The sequence below is a fragment of the Pseudomonas sp. NPDC089547 genome, from assembly GCF_050280665.1.
In the GTDB taxonomy this organism is placed as follows: Bacteria; Pseudomonadota; Gammaproteobacteria; order Pseudomonadales; family Pseudomonadaceae; genus Aquipseudomonas.
In genome coordinates this window covers 1-16567 of sequence record NZ_JBNNVS010000007.1, presented here as the reverse complement: position 1 = coordinate 16567, position 16567 = coordinate 1, and the positions used below count along the sequence as shown (strand labels likewise).

Below are 16567 nucleotides of genomic sequence, written 5' to 3'. Positions count from 1 at the left end.
GCTTCGCAGTGCAGATTCCGGGGCCGCTTTGCGGCCCATCGCGACACAAGGCCGCTCCTACAGGGACCGCGTAGCTTCCAGCTCTTACTCTGCTTTAGCGTTTTGCACATTCTGCGACGCCGACCAGACGCGGTAGCGCACTTCGACATCCTTGGGTACGTACAGCACCACCGGCAGCTTGCTGTTGTAGCGCAGCAGGAAGCCGTCACCCACCACTGGCACGAAGGCTTCGGTCTTCTTGCCGCCCGGGCATGCCATCATCGTGCTGACCGGGCCACTGACTTTGCCCAGGCGGTAGTAGTTGTAGCCCCAGCCTTCGAGGGTGCGCTCTTCCAGGCTGCCGCCCAGGTGTTGACGATTACAGTCGACCTGCAACGTCTTGCCAGCGAGGATTTCCAGTTTGAAAGCCGACTCATCGGCCTGTGCCGGCAGGTGGATCACCTGCCGGGTGAAGCCTTTTTCTGCCTCGGGGTAGGGCGCGACGTCCTTCAGGCTGGCAGCCATTGCAGGCGCGGCGGCAGCCAGGGTCAGGGCCAGGATCTCGGTGATCGGGGTTGGGCGCATAGGGCCTCCTTGCAGATAAACGAATGCAAGACCGCTGCCAGGCCCACGCCGCCCGTCATTGGGCCAACCAGCCACCATCGACATTCCAGGCGGCGCCGCGAACCTGGCTTGCGGCCTCGCTACACAGGAATAGTACCAGTTCACCCAGGTGCTCGGGGGTGACGAATGCCAGCGACGGTTGCTTCTCGGCAAGCAGATCATGCTGTGCTTGCAGTGGATCGCCACCGTTTGCAGCACGATCGTCGATCTGCTTTTGCACCAGAGGGGTCAGGACCCAGCCGGGGCAGATAGCGTTACAGGTGACATTGCTGGTGGCGGTTTCCAGGCCCACCACCTTGGTCAGGCCGACCACGCCATGCTTGGCCGCCACGTAGGCCGCTTTGCCTGATGAACCGACCAGGCCATGCACCGAGGCAATGTTGATGATGCGCCCCCAGTTGCGCGTGCGCATGCCCGGTAGCGCCAGGCGCGTGCCATGGAACACAGCCGACAGGTTGAGGGCGATGATCTTGTCCCAGCTTTCCACCGGGAACTGCTCCACCGGCGCTACGTGCTGGATACCGGCATTGTTGACCAGGATGTCGACGCCACCGAATTCTCGTTCGGCCAGGGCGAACAACGCTTCAATCTGGCTCACATCCGAAAGGTCTGCCGGGTGGTGAACAGCCTTTACCCCGTGGCGGGTGATCTCGGCCAGCGCCGCTGCCGGGTCGCCAAAACCGTTGAGCACGATGTTGGCGCCCGCACGGGCCAGCACCTGGGCAATGCCTAAACCGATGCCACTGGTGGAACCGGTGACGAGTGCAGTCTTGCCTTTTATGGTCATGCAAAGCTCCTGTCAACAAGGTGTCTTAGCCCCTGGGATCGAACGCCTCCCGTAAGCCATCCCCGATAAACACCAGCAGCGACAAGATCACTGCCAGTGCAAAGAATGCAGTAAAGCCCAGCCACGGTGCCTCCAGGTGCTGCTTGCCCTGGGTCACCAGCTCGCCGAGCGAGGCTGTGCCGGCCGGCATGCCAAACCCGAGAAAATCCAGTGCAGTGAGGGTGGTGATTGCCCCGGTCAGAATGAACGGTATGTAGGTCAGCGTGGCATTCATCGCATTGGGCAGGATATGCCGCAGCATCACCTGGCTGTCCGGCAAACCCAGCGCCCGGGCGGCGTTCACATACTCCAGGTTGCGCCCCCGCAGGAACTCGGCGCGTACCACGTCAACCAGCGTCAACCAGGAGAACAGCGCCATGATCCCCAACAGCCACCAGAAGTCCGGCTCGACAAAACCACTGAGGATGATCAGCAGGTACAGCACCGGCAACCCCGACCACACCTCCAGCAGCCGCTGGCCCAGCAGGTCGACCCAGCCGCCGTGATAACCCTGAAGCGCGCCAGCCAGCAAACCGATAAACACGCTGACCACGGTCAGGGCAAAAGCGAACAGCAGCGATACCCGCGTGCCATACAGCACTCGCGCCAACACGTCGCGGCCTTGGTCGTCGGTACCCAGCCAGTTGCTCGCACTTGGCGGGCTGGGGGTAGGTACTTGCAAGTCGTAATTGGGGGTGTCGGCGCTGAACGGGATGGGCGCGAACAGCATCCAGCCGCCTTGATCTGCTATCAGTTGGCGCACATAGGCACTGCGGTAGTCAGGCTGAAACGGCAACTGGCCGCCAAACTGCTGTTCGGTGTAGCGCTTGAGTGCCGGTACGTACAGCTCGCCTTTGTAGCCCAGCAGCAGGGGCTTGTCGTTGGCCACCAGCTCAGCGGCCATGCTCAGCAACAACAGCCCGGCGAACAGCCACAGCGAAACCCAGCCCAGGCGGTTGCGACGAAAGCGTTGCAGGCGACGGCGCGAGATGGGGGAAAGCATCAGTGCGCCCTCGTGTCAAAGTCGATGCGCGGGTCGAGCAGCGTGTACGACAGGTCACCTACCAGGCGGATGAGCAAGCCCGCCAGCGTGAAGATGAACAACGTGCCGAACACCACCGGGTAATCCCGCGATACAGCGGCCTCGTAACTCATGCGGCCCAGGCCATCGAGCGAGAAGATCACCTCGATCAGCAGGGAACCGGCAAAGAACACGGTAATTAGCGCCTGCGGCAAGCCAGCCACCACCAGCAGCATGGCATTGCGCAGTACATGGCCATACAGCACCCGGCGTTCACTCAGGCCCTTGGCCCGGGCGGTGACCACGTATTGGCGGGAAACCTCGTCGAGGAAGGCGTTCTTGGTCAGCAGCGTAAGCGTTGCAAAACCGCCGATCACCAAGGCCCCGACCGGTAGCACAAGGTGCCAGAAGTAGTCGGCGACCTTGCCCAGCAGGCTGAGTTCGTCGAAGTTGTCCGACACCAGGCCACGCACCGGGAACCAGTTGAGCGAGGTGCCACCGGCAAACAACACGATCAGCAGCAGGGCGAACAGGAACGAGGGCAGGGCGTAGCCGACCACGATCAGTGCGCTGCTCCAGGCATCGAAACGGCTGCCATGGCGCACCGCCTTGCGGATGCCCAGCGGGATCGACACCAGGTAGGTGATCAGCGTGGCCCACAGGCCCAGTGACAGGGTCACCGGCAATTTGTCGAGGATCAGGTCGGTGACCTTGGCCCCGCGAAAGAAGCTGGTGCCGAAGTCCAGCCGGGCATATTGGCCCAGCATCAGCCACAAACGCTCGGGGGCGGACTTGTCGAAGCCGTACTGGCGCTTGATCTCTTCGATCAGTTTGGGGTCCAGGCCCCGCGTAGCACGCGACTCGCCATGCACTACCTCGGCCCGTGCGCCGGGTGCGCCGCCACCAAGGCCTTGCAGGCGCGCCACCGCCTGCTCCACCGGGCCGCCTGGCGCGGCCTGAACGATAGCAAAGTTGACCAGCAGGATCGCCAGCAAGGTCGGGATGATCAACAGCAGCCGGCGTAGGATGTAGATAGTCATGGCAAGGCCTTTTTGCGTTCGGCCATTTGTGCGTTGGTCAGCGGTGTGGGGCTGACTTCCCACCAGGTGTCCAGGCCTTCGTCATAGGCAGCTTGCACCTTTGGCAGGCCGAAGCGGTTCCACCAGGCGGTGGAGCTACCCGGCGGGTAGTAGTTGGGGATCCAGTAGTAGTTCCATTGCAGCACCCGGTCCAGGGCACGGGCATGGTGCAGCATGTCGGCCTGGGTGTCGGCGCGTACCAGGCCGTCGATCAGGTGGTCCACGGCCGGATCCTGCAACACCATGAGGTTGTTCGAACCGGGGTCGTGTGCGGCGGCCGAGCCGAAGTAGTTGTACAGCTCTGCGCCCGGCGACAGGGTGACCGGATAACCGGTGACGATCATGTCGTAGTCCCGTGCCATCAGGCGGTTCACGTACTGGGCCGAGTCGACGTTGCGGATATTCAGGGTAACGCCGATCTGTGCCAGGTTGCGCTTCCACGGCAATAGCAGGCGTTCCATGCCCGACTGGCCGTTGAGAAAGGTGAACGCCAGTGGCGTGCCCTGGCTGTTGACCAGGCGGTCCCCCTCAGGATGCCAGCCGGCGCGCTCAAGCAGGGCCAGGGCCTGCAACTGCTGCTTGCGGATGATGCCCGAACCGTCGGTGACCGGGGCGGTGAAGACGGTGGTGAAGACTTCGTCTGGCACCTTGCCGCGCAGCGGCTCGAGCAACCTCAGTTCGCCAGCATCCGGCAGGTTGCGTGCCGCCAGCGGCGTATTGGAAAACACGCTTTGCTGGCGGATGTACATATTGCGCATCATCTGCCGGTTGCTCCATTCGTAGTCCCACAGCATGCCAAGTGCCTGGCGCACGCGGCGGTCCTTGAACTGCGGCTGGTCGAGGTTGAACACGAAGCCTTGGGCAACCTGTGGCTTGGCCGGGCCGAGGTGGGCGCGCTGCAAGCGGCCGTCGTCCAGTTGAGCGCCGCTGTAACCCAGGGTGTAGGCGGTGGCGGAGAACTCCCGGTTGTAGTCGTAGCCACCGCCTTTGAGTACTTGCCGGGCTACTTCGGTGTCGCCAAAGTACTCGATGCGCAGCTTGTCGAAATTGTAGCGGCCACGGCTGGCCGGCAGGTTACGTGCCCACCAGCTCGGGTCGCGTTCGAAGGTAATGCTGCGGCCGTTGTCGATGCGCCCGATGCGGTACGGGCCGCTGCCGACCGGCTTGTCGAAGCCTGCACCATTGGCAAAGTCGCGCTGCCCCCAGTCGTGCTCGGGCAGCACCGGCAGGCTGGCGAGGTCCAGGGCCAGGGTGCGGCCGTGCTCGGGCTTGAAGTCGAAACGCACACGCTGCGGGCCTTCCACGGTAACCCCGGTCACGTCGGCGAACTGGGTGCGGTATTTGAGGCTGCCTTTGCTCATCAACAGCTCGAAGGTGAAACGGACATCCTCGGCACGCACCGGCTTGCCATCGGCGAATGTAGCGCGCGGGTCTATCTCGAAACGCAGCCAGGCATCATTCGGGCCGCGCTCCATGCTGCGGGCGATCAGGCCATAGACCGTGTAGGGTTCATCGAACGAGCGCACGGCCAGAGGTGCGTACAGCAGGCCATCGACTTCGCTGACGCCGATGCCCTTGTCGATGTAGGGCAGGATATGGTCGAACTGGCCGATCTCGATGGCCGAGCGGCGCAGGATGCCGCCCTTTGGGGCGTTCGGGTTTACGTAGTCGAAATGCTGGAAGCTGGCGTTGTAGCGGGGGGCTTCGTCGTAGACGGTGAGGGCGTGGGTGGGGGCGGCTTGGGCATTGAAAGCCAGACAAAGCAAGAACAGGCTCCACAAACCCTGTGGGAGCGGCGGTGCGCCGCTGCGACGCGCCCGCGAATGCGTCGGCTCAGGCAACGAGGTTGTCTGGCCTGGCCTATTCGCGGGCACGCCCGCTCCCACACGGACTTTCATCAGCTGCGAGGGCTTAGTCCTGGCGGCTGGTCACTTCCAGCAGGTGGTAGCCGAATTGGGTCTTCACCGGGCCTTGCACGGTGTTGACCGGAGCGCTGAACACCACGGTGTCGAATTCCTTGACCATCTGGCCTGGGCCGAACGAACCCAGGTCACCGCCTTGCCGGCTGGACGGGCAGGTGGAGTTGGCTTTGGCGATTTCAGCAAAGTCGGCGCCTGCTTCGATCTGGGCTTTCAGTTCGTTGCACTTCTCTTCGCTGCTGACCAGGATGTGGCGGGCGGTTGCACGGGCCATGGGTACTGCTCCTTGGGGTAAAAAGGCAAGCCTAGCGCACTTGCTTGGGGTATGTCTCGCCAGGCTTGCAACCTTCGCTTACAGTTTTTGTGCCGCTTCACGCAACAGGGTTTCAGTCGAAGCCCAACCCAGGCAGCCGTCGGTGATCGACACGCCGTATTTCAGTGCGCCCTTGCCCAGCGCCTGACAGCCATCGAACAGGTGCCCCTCGATCATCACACCTACGATCGAGCGGTCGCCGGCCAGGCGCTGCTCCAGTACATCATTGAACACCGCGGGCTGGCGCTCCGGGTCCTTGCCGCTGTTGGCGTGGCTGCAATCGACCATGATGCGTGCCTGTAACCCAACCTTGGCCAGTGCCTGACGGGCCATGGCGATGCTGTTGGCATCGTAGTTGGGGCCCTTGTGCCCACCGCGCAGTACCAGGTGGGTGTCGGGGTTGCCCAGGCTCTCGATGATGGCCGGGTGGCCCTGCGCATCCATGCCGAAGTGGCGGTGCGGGTGGGCTGCGCTGCGCATGGCGTCGCTGGCGATGGCGATGCCGCCGTCGGTGCCGTTCTTGAAGCCGACCGGCAGTTCCAGGCCGCTGACCATTTCCCGGTGAATCTGCGATTCGGTGGTGCGTGCGCCAATGGCGGCCCAGGCCAGCAGGTCGTCGAAGTAGCCGGCGGCCATCGGTTGCAGCAGCTCGGTGGCAACCGGCAGGCCGCGTTCGATCATGCTGATCATCAGCCCGCGCGACAAGGCGATGCCCGAGTGCATGTCGTCGCTGCCATCAAGGTGCGGGTCGTAGGCGAGGCCTTTCCAGCCCACTGTGGTACGCGGTTTTTCGACGTAGGCGCGCATCACCAGCAGCAGCTTGTCGTCGACTTCGCGGCTGAGGGCGGCCAGGCGGTCGGCGTATTCCAGGGCCGAGCGGGGGTCGTGGATCGAGCAGGGGCCGACGATGACCAGCAGGCGCGGATCTCGGCCTTCGAGGATGTCACGAATGGCCTGGCGGTGAGCGTGGACTTGCTGGGTGAGTTCGCTGGTCAGCGGCATCTGCTGCTTGAGCAGGTGTGGGCTGGGCAGGCGCATGCTGACGGTGGTGTTGGCCGCTTGCGGCTGGGTCAGGGGCAGGGCGAGGCTGGAAGCTTGCATGGCTTTTTTCCCTGGGCGGACGGCGGGTTGTGGCCCGCGTGGTCGGCCCTATCGAGGTGTTCGACAGATCGTTGAATTCGTATTGGCTGCTGCATTGCCACCTATGGAAGACCGGTCGGAGGCGGCAGGCTGGCCCGAACGGGATTGGCTAAATCGCCAGGCATAGGTGTTTGCGTAGTAATAAGTGGCGTAGTTCATGAATCTGTCCTCAATGTGAATCGGTGTTGTTCAAAGGCCTGAAAAGCAAAACCCCCGGTCGGGGAGCCGACCGGGGGTTTGAGTATTCTCATGTTCGGCGGCCCCTCGAAGGTGGGCGCCGTGTGGGTATCGGCGCCTAGTGGCTAAACCAATACCCAAAGTAATAGCTGGCAGGTGCCACGCAGCCGGCAACAGCCTGCACAGGGCGCAGGTTGCGACCGGTGTGGTTGGCGTGGTTGCGGGTGTGTTTCGGCATGTTGCTCTCCAGTGAATGAGCCCGAGCTTACTTCACTTCGCCCGGGCCATTCAATGGATAAATGCTATTGGCTCGATCATTTGTTTTTGTACTGTTTGGTTCAATGCCCGTACCGCCCGACCAGGCTTTGCGCGCCCAGTGCGTGGCCTTGTAGCAACTGCAAAAGGCCGTTGCGGTCTAGCCCTTCGGGCAGGGTGCCCAAGGGCAGGTCGGTGGCGATCAAGGTCAGTGCGTAATGGTGCGGGTTATCGCCAGCGGGTGGGCAGGGGCCCCGGAAGCTGAGGGTGCCACGCGAGTTACGGCCCACGGTCACGTATTGCCCGCTTAGCCCGGCCGCACCCTCCTTGAGCCCATCCTGTTCCGGGTCGATGTTATAGGCTACCCAGTGCACCACGCCTATACCCTTGCCGCCGTCCGGGTCGAACATGATCAGCGCCAACGACCGGGTACCTGCGGGCAGGTTGTCCCAGCTCAGTTGCGGGGTACGCTCTTCCCCGGCGCCGCAGGCCGGGTCCGGTCCGACCTGCTGCAGGGCGATTACGCCACCATCGGTGAATGAAGATGAGTTGACGGAAAGCGCGCCTTGATTGTTAGCAGCGGCAAGGGCACTGCAAGGCAGCAAGGTAGCGAACAGCCAAACTTTGAGGTTCATGGCGACTCCATCGCAGGGTTGAAAAACACAGCTTACCGGCAAGGCGGTTGCTCAGCGTCCCTTCCGCAGGGCCATTGGGTTTCTCGATGTTGCGCCACTGATCAAGTTACATATCCGACCGGTCCTTCGGGCAACAGCTGCTGCTGCGTGCTGGCCTGGCTCAATGGCTGTCCTGGTCCTCGGCGGTACCGCCGGTGTGCCCGGCGCCAGACCCGGTGGCCTCACCCGTGCTGTTGGAGCCGCCACTGGCGCCGTCGGCGGCATCGCTGTTGCTGCCCGTATCGCTGCTGTCGTTGTTCTGGCCACTGCCGGGGCTGTTGACGCTGCTGCCGTCACCCGCGGTCTTGCCACCAGACTGGTCGGTTTGCGGGCGGCTGTCGGTGTTGGTGTCGGTGGCGGCGAAGGTGGTGCCGGTGAGGCTGGCCAGCGCGAGCGCCAGGCACAGGGAGAGGGGGCGAATGCGGGTCATGGGACGTCTCCTTTGCGGATGATCTGTCATTCGTTTGGCTGGGTGCCGGTGCCGGGGTGCCTTCGGGGCGACGAGTGGTGGGTTCTGGGGCCGCTTCGCGGCCCCAGGCATCAATGAGATTCCGAACGTTGCGCTGGCGCCGGGCTTTCCACCGGTTCCAACGGCGGATGCTCCTGCGCTGCGTGCATCAGGTCTTCGGTCACGCGCAGTTCAGCACCGGTTGGCGAGAAGGTGGTCGATGCGGTGAACGGTGCAGGGTGCTCTGCGGCCGGGCGCTTGCCGCGGCGCCACATGAAGAAGCACACCATGCCCAGGTTGACCACGGCAAAGGCCCAGAACAGACCGACCTCGCCAAACGAGGTCATCAGCGGCGAAATGGCCAGTGGCGCCATGGCCGAACCCAGCGAGTTGATCAGCAGCAAGCCCTGGATCATGGGCACCAACGCATCGGAGGGCGCACGGTCGGCGGCGTGGCTGACGGCTACCGGGTAAAGGGTAAACACGCCTCCACCCAGCAGGAACAGCACTGCAGGCAGCAAAAGCGAGTCCGATGCCAGGAACACCGTGATCAGTGACAGCACCACGCACAATGCAGCCAGGGCCAGCAGCACATCCAGGCGGTCCTTGCGGTCCGACCAGCGCCCGACCGGGTACTGCAACAACATCGCACCCAGGATCACCCAGGCCATCATCGTGCCGACTTCACCCACGTCCAGGCCGATGCGTTGCAAGTACAGGGGTAGCAAGGAATAGATGCCGGCAATGATCACACCTGAGCCAAAGCAGCCTACCAGCCCCGACGGTGCAACACCGAGCAGTTGGCGTGGCTTGAGCGGTTCGACCTGTTCCAGCAGTGGCGATACCCGCGGCAGGATCACGATGGGCAGTACCGACAGGGCAGCCAGTACGCCAGCCAGCATGAAGGGTGCAGAGTCGCCAAGCTGGGTGATTTCGCCAAGGCCTGCCTGGGCAATTACCCCGGCGCCGTAGAAGGCGATCATGTACAGCGCCAGCAGGCGGCCACGGATCTTCGCGTCGCCGGCCAGCAGCAGCCAGCTTTCGATTACCAGGAATACGCCGACCGCGGCCCAGCCGTTGATCAGGCGCAGCACCGACCACCAGGTGACGTCGTAGAACAGCCCCTGCAGCAGGATGGTCGCGCCGATCAGCGAAGCAAAGCTTGTGTACGCGCGGATATGGCCGATGCGCAGGATCAGCCGGTCGTTGAAGATGGCACCCAGGGTCAGGCCGATGAAGTAGCTCGCCGAGACGATACCGATGGTGGTGGCCGACTCACCGGCAGCGCCCAGGCGCAGGGTGGTCAGGGAAGACATGAAGCCGTTGCCCAGGGCAATGATGAACAACCCGAGCAGGGGCGCCAGCGCCATGGCCAGCAAACGCGGAGACATACGTACCTCTAGTTGGATGAGCGGAATGAGCGCCTTCTCGGACGCGCACATTGGCTCGACCCAAACATGGGCGAGTGTCTACACGGATGCGACCTGGGCAAGACTCAACCGCTTTGCCTGGCAGGAGCAGGGCTGTGCGGGGAGGGTTGAGCCTATTTCACATGTGCGTTCATGTGTTCAGGCACGGACTCTGTCGTTGCTGACGGTTGCCACCGTTAAAGGCGACGGGCGAAAAGGAGGCGCGATTCTACGGGCTTGCGAGGTTTTGCCCAAGGGGCTTTGGTATGCGACGAGACGCCGCAGTCTGTAGGCGACATGAATGTGTCTGTGACAGACAAGCCGGGGGCTGCAATGCAGCCCTCGCAACCCACTACTTCTCCTGCAACTGCCAACCTTGTGCGGTCAGCACCATTGCCCGGGTTTCCTTGAACGGTGTGTCATTACTGGCAACGGCCTTGCCAAGGTCGGCAATGCTGGCCTTGACCCCTTCATCATTGGCCCATGCCGGTAGCCCGGTAATCTTGTAGGCATAGGTCACATTCGAGGCTTTCTGCCCCGTTGCCTCGCTTGGTTCACTGAACTGCTCGATGGCTGTTACCTGTGCGGTGCCAAAGCACAGGCCCTTGTCGGCCTTGTAATACTTGCGCCCTTCGTCGGTAAGGTCATAGGCGTAGTAGATGTCAGTGCGTGCCGGCTGCCAAAGCCGGGCAGGCACTTCGGTACGCGAGACTTCCTTTTCACTGACCACGCCCACCCGGGCCAGGGCATGCAGCGCCTTGTTGGTGCCTTGGAGGTCGAAGTCCTGGGTTTTGGTGGGGAATGCGCTGTTGATGAAGCAGTGCGGGTAGCGGGTGTCGAGGTGGGCTTGGGCGGCCTTTTGGAAACTGGCCTTGCTGGTGTCCTCGCTGCCTGAGCAACCGGCCAGGGTTGCCAGCAGCGCCATCGGCACGATCTTCCTGTACATGGTGACACTTCCTTGAAAACGGATCGGTCGGGATTAAAACCCACGGGCCAGAGCGGCGCAATCGTGGCACGACGGCATCTCGGCATGTGCCCGCCCGGCCTCTTCGCGGGTAAACCCGCTCCCACAGGTACTGCATGGATTCCAAGCGTTGTAGCGGACCTGTGGGAGCGGGTTTACCCGCGAAGAGGCCGGCAGCAACAGCCTCAATCCTGGCTGCGGGTATCGATACTGACGACCACCGACATCCCTGGGCGCAGGCGCCTGGCTTGGTCCTGACCGGCATCCACGGTTATGCGCACCGGAATTCGCTGGGCAATCTTGACGAAGTTGCCGGTGGCGTTGTCCGCCTGCAACAAGGCGAACTCCGAGCCGGTGGCCGGCGAAACCTGCTGCACGTGCCCCTTGAGCTTGAGGTGGTTGAGCGCATCCACGGTGAACGTCACCGGCTGGCCGATGCGCACATTGGCCATCTGGGTTTCCTTCATGTTGGCGATAACCCACAACGTGTCGGGCACCAGTGCCATCAACTGCGCGCCGGAGTTCACGTAAGCCCCCAGGCGCGTGCCAATCTGGCCCAGTTGGCCGTCGCGCGGGGCGGTGACACGGGTGTTGTCGAGGTCGATACGCGCCAGCGCCACGGCGGCCTTGGCATTTTCCACCGATGCCTCCAGCGCCGCCCGGTTGACCACCACCGTTTCCCGGTCCTGACGGGCGATTTCCAGTGCTGCCTTGGCCTGGGCCAGGCTGGCGACTGCTGCGGCTTCACTGGCGCGGGCCAGGTCCAGGTCACGGCGTGACACCGAGCCGTCGTTGACCAGCGCCTGGTTGCGGCCCAGGTCGGCTTTGGCCTTGGCCGCCTGGGCCGCCGCATCACCGATGGCCGCCTGGCGCTGGGCAATGGTGGCTTCGGCGCTGTTGCGCTGTTGCAGGTTGTTGGCCAGGGCAGCCTGTTGCTGTTGCAGCTGGGCGATGGCCTGGGCCAGGCGCTGCTTGTAGATACGGTCGTCCAGTTGCACCAGCAGGTCACCGGCCTTGACGAACTGGAAGTCGTGCACCGGCACATCGACGATGTAGCCACTGAGCTGCGGGCCGATGATCGTCACCTGGCCGCGCACCAAGGCATTTTCGGTGCTTTCAATGGCGCTGCTGAACGGCGGCAGGCGCCAGGCATACAGCACCAGCAGGATGCCGGCCAGGGCCACGCAGGCGAAGCTTACCGATGACAGGATGCGCACCCGCCGCGAGCGCACCGGGCTGGTCGGCTCGCTGGGCGGTGTAACGCCTTCCGGGGTTTCGGCGATGGCGGTGGTGGTTGTGGTGCGGGTGTCGTCGGTCATCGGGTGGGCGCGCCGGGGCTGGTGTCAGTGGGGGTGGCCTGGCGCCTTGCGTACCAGAGCCAGGTACTACGGATGCAGATCCAGACCATGGTCAGGATAGCGATGCTGCCGATCAGTACGAACACATCGTTGTAGGCCATGATGTTCGCTTCGCGGGTGGCGGCGCTGGCCAGCAAGCGCATGCCGGCCTCGCTGCGCACTGCCGGGTCGGCAAAGATGCCGCCGTAGCCGGCGCCGCCACTCTGCACGCGGGCGGTTACCAGTGGCTCCAGGTAGCTGAGGCGGTCCATCAGGTGGCTGGAGTGGAATTTTTCCCGCCAGGTCTGGAAAGTACCCAGCAGTGCCGCACCAATCAGGCCTCCGAGGTTGTTGCAGATGCCGAACAGCACCGAGAAGCTCACCAGGTTGCGCGGGTTGGCGCGCACATGGCTGATGCCCAGGGCCATCGACGGGCCGAGGAAGAAGGTGCTGCCGAATGCCAGCAGGAACTGGCTGAAGTACATTTGCGCCGGGCGCGTGAGGTTGCTGGAACTGCTGTCCATGAAGGCGCCGGCCGCCATGGCCAGCAGCGAGACGAACAGCGGTATCACCAGGTGGTTGGGGTTGATGGTGAGGGCACTGCTGGCCAGGCCCGCCACCGCACCCAGCAGCATGACCCAATACAGCGTGCGCATTTGCTCGCTGCCCATGTTCAGCGCCTGTAAGAAGCCGACTGCGCCCGTGGACTGTTCGGACGTGACCATACGGATCAGTACCACGCAAAGGGCCAGGCGAATCACGGTACCGCTGCCCAGCCAATGGGTCATCAACAACGGGTTCTGGCGGTTGTGCTCGATGGCCAGGCCGCTGAAAATCAGGCCGATCGATGCCGCCAGCGCCACGCCGATCCACGGCGCCTCCAGCCACCAGTCGATACGGCCCAGCGACAGCGCGGCGCAGAGCAGGGCGGTGCCGCTGGCCATGAGGGTGAAGGTGAGGAAGTCCAGTGGTTCGAATGTCTTGAAACGGTCACCCGGTGGCAGCTTGAGCATCAGCACGCAGCCCAGTGCCGTCAGCGCCAGGCCGAGTTCGAACAGGTACAGGCCACGCCATTCGGCAATCTGCAGCAGGTCTTCGGAAAAAATCCGCGCCAGCGGCAGTGCCAGCTGCGAGGCCCCCAGGCCCAGCACCATTGCCTTGAGCCGCCAGCGCGCCGGGAACGCCTGGATCATGTAGTACAGCCCCAGCGAACTGAGCGCGGCGCCGACCATGCCATGGGCCGCGCGCACGGCGATGGCCGAGTTGAGGTCGTTGACCAGCAGGTGGGCGAAGGTGACCAGGGCATACAGCACCAGGAACACTTCGGTGAATGCGCGCAGGCCGAACTGCTGGCGAAACTTGACCAGCAGCAGGTTGATGGACACGTTGGTCATGACGTACGCGGCGGGCAGCCAGGCCATTTCGGCCGTGGTCGCGCCCAGGGCGCCTTGCAGGAACACCAGGTTGGCGGTGACCAGCGCGTTGCCCAGGCCACCGGTAATGGCCACCAGCAGGCCGACCACGCCGTAGGCCAAGCGCCTGGCGGGCGAATGCAGGGGCGTGGAGGGGGAGCCCGGCAGGCTGGGTTGCTCGTGGGGGAGCCATTGGCGGGGGGCGTACTTGTCCATGGGCAGACTGTACTTGAGCGGCGGTGGCAAAGAAAACAGTTGTGCCTGTGCCGGCCTCTTCGCGGGTAAACCCGCTCCCACAGGGATCGCATCAACCTTGAGGCTAGCGCAGTACCTGTGGGAGCGGGTTTACCCGCGATGAGGCCGGATCAGGCTATAACAGCTGCTGGCCTCCAGGCTCAGAAATCAACACTGGCCGACAGGCGCAAAACCCGCGGAGTACCTTGGGTCAGGTAGTTGTTGGATGTCGACGCCGACGCCCAATACGCCTTGTTCGCCACGTTCTCCACATTGGCGCGCAACGTCACCTGCTTGTCATCGACCTTGAAGCGGTAGCGCCCGCCAAGGTCCACCCGGGTCCAGGCCGGGATGCTCAGGCTGTTGGCCGCGTTCACAAACTGGCCCCCGGTGCGCAGCACGCGGGCGCTGAGCGCGGCGCCCTCAAGGCCAGGCACGTCCCAGTCGGCACCCAGGTTGTACTGGAAGCGTGGCACGCCGGCAGCGCGGTTGCCGTCGTTGCTGCCATAGGCAGTGTTCTTCTGTTCGGTGTGCATGAACACTGCACCGGTCAACAGGCGAAGGCCGTCCACCGGCTCACCGAACAGGTTCAGTTCCACACCCTTGTTGACCTGCTCGCCGTCCATGCTGAAGGTATCCAGCGTTGCACCTGGTGCGCGGTAGGTGACGCTGTTGGGCTGTTCGATGCGGTACACGCCCAGGGTGGCGCCGAAGCTGTTCCAGTCCAGCTTCACCCCGGCTTCGACCTGCTTGCTGCGCTTGGGCGGGAACACTTCGTTGGCGTTGGTCACGCTGGAAGGTGCAGTCGGGCCCTGGGCCAGGCCTTCGATGCGGTTGGCATAGAACGACACATGCTCCCAAGGCTTGATCACCAGGCCATACACCGGGGTGGTGATGGACTCGTCATAAGGCGTGTTGCGTGTACCGGTGGCGGTCGCCCAACTGTCCACGCTGATCGACTGCCGGCGCACGCCCACGGTCAGCAGCACTCGATCATCGAAAAAGCCCAGGGTGTCGGACAGCGCTACACTTTTGTTGCGGTTTTTGCCGACAATGCGCGGGTCATGCAAGTCGCTGCCAAAATAGGTGTCGGTCGGGCGCGGCACCTTCACCGGGTTGTACAGGTTGCTGTCATAGCGTTTGGCCGCAGCCAGCGCCTCATAGGCCGACCGCTGCTCACCCCACATGCCCGACAGGCCGAAATTGACGCGGTGGCTGACCGGGCCGGTGGCAAAGCGGCCATTCAGCCCGGCCACTGCGCTTTTGTTGTCTTCGTCATGGGGTGAATAAAGGAAGCCGCCACGGGCGGTGCCGTTGGCGTCGCTGACGTACAGCGAGGAATACTCACCATTTTCACGGGTGTGCTTGGCACCGGCGCCGGCATACAGCATCCAGTTGTCGTTCAGGTCGTACTCGGCGTTGACCATGCCGTAGGTGTCTTCGAGCTGCGACCAGCTCCAGCTTTGCGAGTAGTTGTCACGCGCCGACGGGGCGTGGGGCACTTTACTGCCGGTGGGGTAGATCACCGCGCGGCCCTGGTTGATGCGCTCTTTCTGGTAACCCAGGTCGGTGGACAGGCGCAGGCGCTCGCCACGGTAGTCCAGGGCTACGGCCACCAGGGTGGAGTGCTGGGCTTCGTCGTCCACGCCGGTGCCGCCGTCATGCTGGGCCAGGTTGATGCGTGCGCCGAAGCGGTTGTCTTCACCGAAGCGCTTGCCCAGGTCCAGGTGGCCGCCGATGTTGTCGCCCGTGGCGTAGTCAAGGGTGACATGCCGGGTGGGGGTGTCCTCTGCGCGCTTGGGCACCAGGTTGATTGCACCGCCAATGCCGCTGCCCTGCGGGGCAACACCGTTGATGAAGGCGCTGGAACCTTTGAATACTTCGACCCGCTCGAGTGCCTCGGTGGTCACGATCTGCCGCGGCAGTACCCCGTACAGGCCGTTGTAGCTGATGTCGTCGGTGTTCAGCGGCAGGCCACGGATCGTGAACACCTGCGAGAAGTTGCCGAAACCCGCCGACTGGCGTACCGACGCGTCGTTAAGCAACACGTCACCCAGGGTGCGGGCTTGCTGGTCGGCGATGGTCTTGGCGGTGTAGCTGGTAACGCTGAACGGCACGTCGCTGATTGCCTGGTCGCCAAGCACGCCCAGGCGGGCGCTGCGAGCTACCTGGCCGCCTTGCCAGGTATTGGCATTGGCGGCAAGGTCGCTGTTGATGGTGGTGGCGCCCAGTTCGAGGGCATTGCCCAGGTCGACCGTTGGCGCCAGTGTGTAGCCGCCGCTGTCGGTAGCTATCAGGCTGTAGCCACTGCCGGCCAACAGGCGAGCGAAGCCTTCCTGTACGCTGTAATTGGCCTCCAACCCCTGGCTTTGCACGCCTTTGAGCAGCGCCGGGTCGAACGACAGCGGCACCCCCGCGCTGGCGGCAAAGCGCGCCAGTACGTCGGCCAGTGGCCCGGCAGCCAGGTGATAAGCGCGTGCGGTGGCGTCGGCGGCCAGGGGTGCCTGAAGGGGCGCCAGGGCGCCGAGGGCGATGGCCAGGCTCAGGGCCTTGAGGCGGAAACGGGGAGTCATGCGAGGGTCCTGTGCTGCAGAAAATGAAGGTTCTGCACTCATCACCGGACGACGCAGGAAAAGGTATCACTGAAAACCTGAAGCTGGCGCGGCCCTGTGGGAGCGGGCGCGCCCGCGAAGCAGGCAACGCAGTGGATGGCACCGGCTTTGCCGGTGTTCGCGGGCACGCCCGCTCCCACAGGG

At 63.7% G+C, this 16567-nt stretch carries 14 protein-coding genes; all 14 read right to left on the bottom strand.

Features of this window, described 5'->3' with window-relative positions:
- Positions 1 to 84 precede the first annotated feature (84 nt).
- The 14 genes from eco to ACQKPZ_RS06880 all read right to left on the bottom strand — a co-directional run bounded on the left by eco (position 85) and on the right by ACQKPZ_RS06880 (position 16384).
- Entirely contained in the window at positions 85 to 564 is a 480-nt protein-coding gene (gene eco, locus ACQKPZ_RS06945; RefSeq protein ID WP_427536404.1) for a serine protease inhibitor ecotin, read from the bottom strand.
- A 55-nt stretch (positions 565 to 619) separates the two neighbouring features.
- Positions 620 to 1390: a 3-hydroxybutyrate dehydrogenase gene (gene hbdH / locus ACQKPZ_RS06940; RefSeq protein WP_427536402.1), complete on the bottom strand. Its 771-nt coding sequence runs from the start codon at positions 1388 to 1390 to the stop codon at positions 620 to 622.
- A 25-nt stretch (positions 1391 to 1415) separates the two neighbouring features.
- Positions 1416 to 2432, bottom strand: coding sequence for an ABC transporter permease (locus ACQKPZ_RS06935; RefSeq protein WP_427536400.1), 1017 nt, complete (start codon positions 2430 to 2432; stop codon positions 1416 to 1418).
- Complete coding sequence (locus tag ACQKPZ_RS06930; RefSeq protein ID WP_427536398.1) at positions 2432 to 3490, bottom strand: microcin C ABC transporter permease YejB; 1059 nt, start codon at positions 3488 to 3490, stop codon at positions 2432 to 2434. The genes ACQKPZ_RS06935 and ACQKPZ_RS06930 overlap by 1 nt, the downstream gene beginning before the upstream one ends.
- A complete protein-coding gene (locus tag ACQKPZ_RS06925) occupies positions 3487 to 5286 on the bottom strand; it encodes an extracellular solute-binding protein (protein ID WP_427536656.1) in 1800 nt (599 codons plus the stop codon). The genes ACQKPZ_RS06930 and ACQKPZ_RS06925 overlap by 4 nt, the downstream gene beginning before the upstream one ends.
- A 154-nt stretch (positions 5287 to 5440) precedes the next feature.
- Complete coding sequence (locus ACQKPZ_RS06920) at positions 5441 to 5722, bottom strand: peptidylprolyl isomerase (protein ID WP_003258780.1); 282 nt, start codon at positions 5720 to 5722, stop codon at positions 5441 to 5443.
- Between the two features lie 78 nt (positions 5723 to 5800).
- Positions 5801 to 6862 carry a 3-deoxy-7-phosphoheptulonate synthase gene (locus ACQKPZ_RS06915; protein WP_427536396.1) on the bottom strand — a complete coding sequence of 354 codons (1062 nt, stop codon included), beginning with the start codon at positions 6860 to 6862 and terminating at the stop codon, positions 5801 to 5803.
- A gap of 554 nt (positions 6863 to 7416) precedes the next feature.
- Positions 7417 to 7968 carry a YbhB/YbcL family Raf kinase inhibitor-like protein gene (locus tag ACQKPZ_RS06910; protein WP_427536394.1) on the bottom strand — a complete coding sequence of 184 codons (552 nt, stop codon included), beginning with the start codon at positions 7966 to 7968 and terminating at the stop codon, positions 7417 to 7419.
- Between the two features lie 160 nt (positions 7969 to 8128).
- Positions 8129 to 8437 carry a hypothetical protein gene (locus tag ACQKPZ_RS06905; protein ID WP_427536392.1) on the bottom strand — a complete coding sequence of 103 codons (309 nt, stop codon included), beginning with the start codon at positions 8435 to 8437 and terminating at the stop codon, positions 8129 to 8131.
- 110 nt (positions 8438 to 8547) lie between these two features.
- Entirely contained in the window at positions 8548 to 9846 is a 1299-nt protein-coding gene (locus tag ACQKPZ_RS06900) for an MFS transporter (protein WP_427536390.1), read from the bottom strand.
- Between the two features lie 370 nt (positions 9847 to 10216).
- Complete coding sequence (locus ACQKPZ_RS06895; protein ID WP_427536388.1) at positions 10217 to 10810, bottom strand: hypothetical protein; 594 nt, start codon at positions 10808 to 10810, stop codon at positions 10217 to 10219.
- Positions 10811 to 11013: 203 nt separating this feature from the next.
- Positions 11014 to 12147 (bottom strand): HlyD family secretion protein, encoded by a 1134-nt coding sequence (locus tag ACQKPZ_RS06890; protein ID WP_427536386.1) that lies wholly within the window; start codon positions 12145 to 12147, stop codon positions 11014 to 11016.
- Entirely contained in the window at positions 12144 to 13793 is a 1650-nt protein-coding gene (locus ACQKPZ_RS06885; protein WP_427536384.1) for an MFS transporter, read from the bottom strand. The genes ACQKPZ_RS06890 and ACQKPZ_RS06885 overlap by 4 nt, the downstream gene beginning before the upstream one ends.
- A 179-nt stretch (positions 13794 to 13972) precedes the next feature.
- The gene (locus ACQKPZ_RS06880; protein WP_427536382.1) at positions 13973 to 16384 is read right to left on the bottom strand and encodes a TonB-dependent siderophore receptor; all 2412 of its coding nucleotides are present in this window, start codon (positions 16382 to 16384) and stop codon (positions 13973 to 13975) included.
- Positions 16385 to 16567: the final 183 nt, after the last annotated feature.

Coding starts and splice junctions, on each gene's coding strand:
- ACQKPZ_RS06900 (WP_427536390.1), bottom strand. CDS start 9,846: ATGTCTCCGCGTTTGCTGGCCATGGCGCTGGCGCCCCTGCTCGGGTTG.
- ACQKPZ_RS06930 (WP_427536398.1), bottom strand. CDS start 3,490: ATGACTATCTACATCCTACGCCGGCTGCTGTTGATCATCCCGACCTTG.
- ACQKPZ_RS06885 (WP_427536384.1), bottom strand. CDS start 13,793: ATGGACAAGTACGCCCCCCGCCAATGGCTCCCCCACGAGCAACCCAGC.
- ACQKPZ_RS06915 (WP_427536396.1), bottom strand. CDS start 6,862: ATGCAAGCTTCCAGCCTCGCCCTGCCCCTGACCCAGCCGCAAGCGGCC.
- ACQKPZ_RS06920 (WP_003258780.1), bottom strand. CDS start 5,722: ATGGCCCGTGCAACCGCCCGCCACATCCTGGTCAGCAGCGAAGAGAAG.
- eco (WP_427536404.1), bottom strand. CDS start 564: ATGCGCCCAACCCCGATCACCGAGATCCTGGCCCTGACCCTGGCTGCC.
- ACQKPZ_RS06905 (WP_427536392.1), bottom strand. CDS start 8,437: ATGACCCGCATTCGCCCCCTCTCCCTGTGCCTGGCGCTCGCGCTGGCC.
- ACQKPZ_RS06935 (WP_427536400.1), bottom strand. CDS start 2,432: ATGCTTTCCCCCATCTCGCGCCGTCGCCTGCAACGCTTTCGTCGCAAC.
- hbdH (WP_427536402.1), bottom strand. CDS start 1,390: ATGACCATAAAAGGCAAGACTGCACTCGTCACCGGTTCCACCAGTGGC.
- ACQKPZ_RS06910 (WP_427536394.1), bottom strand. CDS start 7,968: ATGAACCTCAAAGTTTGGCTGTTCGCTACCTTGCTGCCTTGCAGTGCC.
- ACQKPZ_RS06890 (WP_427536386.1), bottom strand. CDS start 12,147: ATGACCGACGACACCCGCACCACAACCACCACCGCCATCGCCGAAACC.
- ACQKPZ_RS06880 (WP_427536382.1), bottom strand. CDS start 16,384: ATGACTCCCCGTTTCCGCCTCAAGGCCCTGAGCCTGGCCATCGCCCTC.
- ACQKPZ_RS06895 (WP_427536388.1), bottom strand. CDS start 10,810: ATGTACAGGAAGATCGTGCCGATGGCGCTGCTGGCAACCCTGGCCGGT.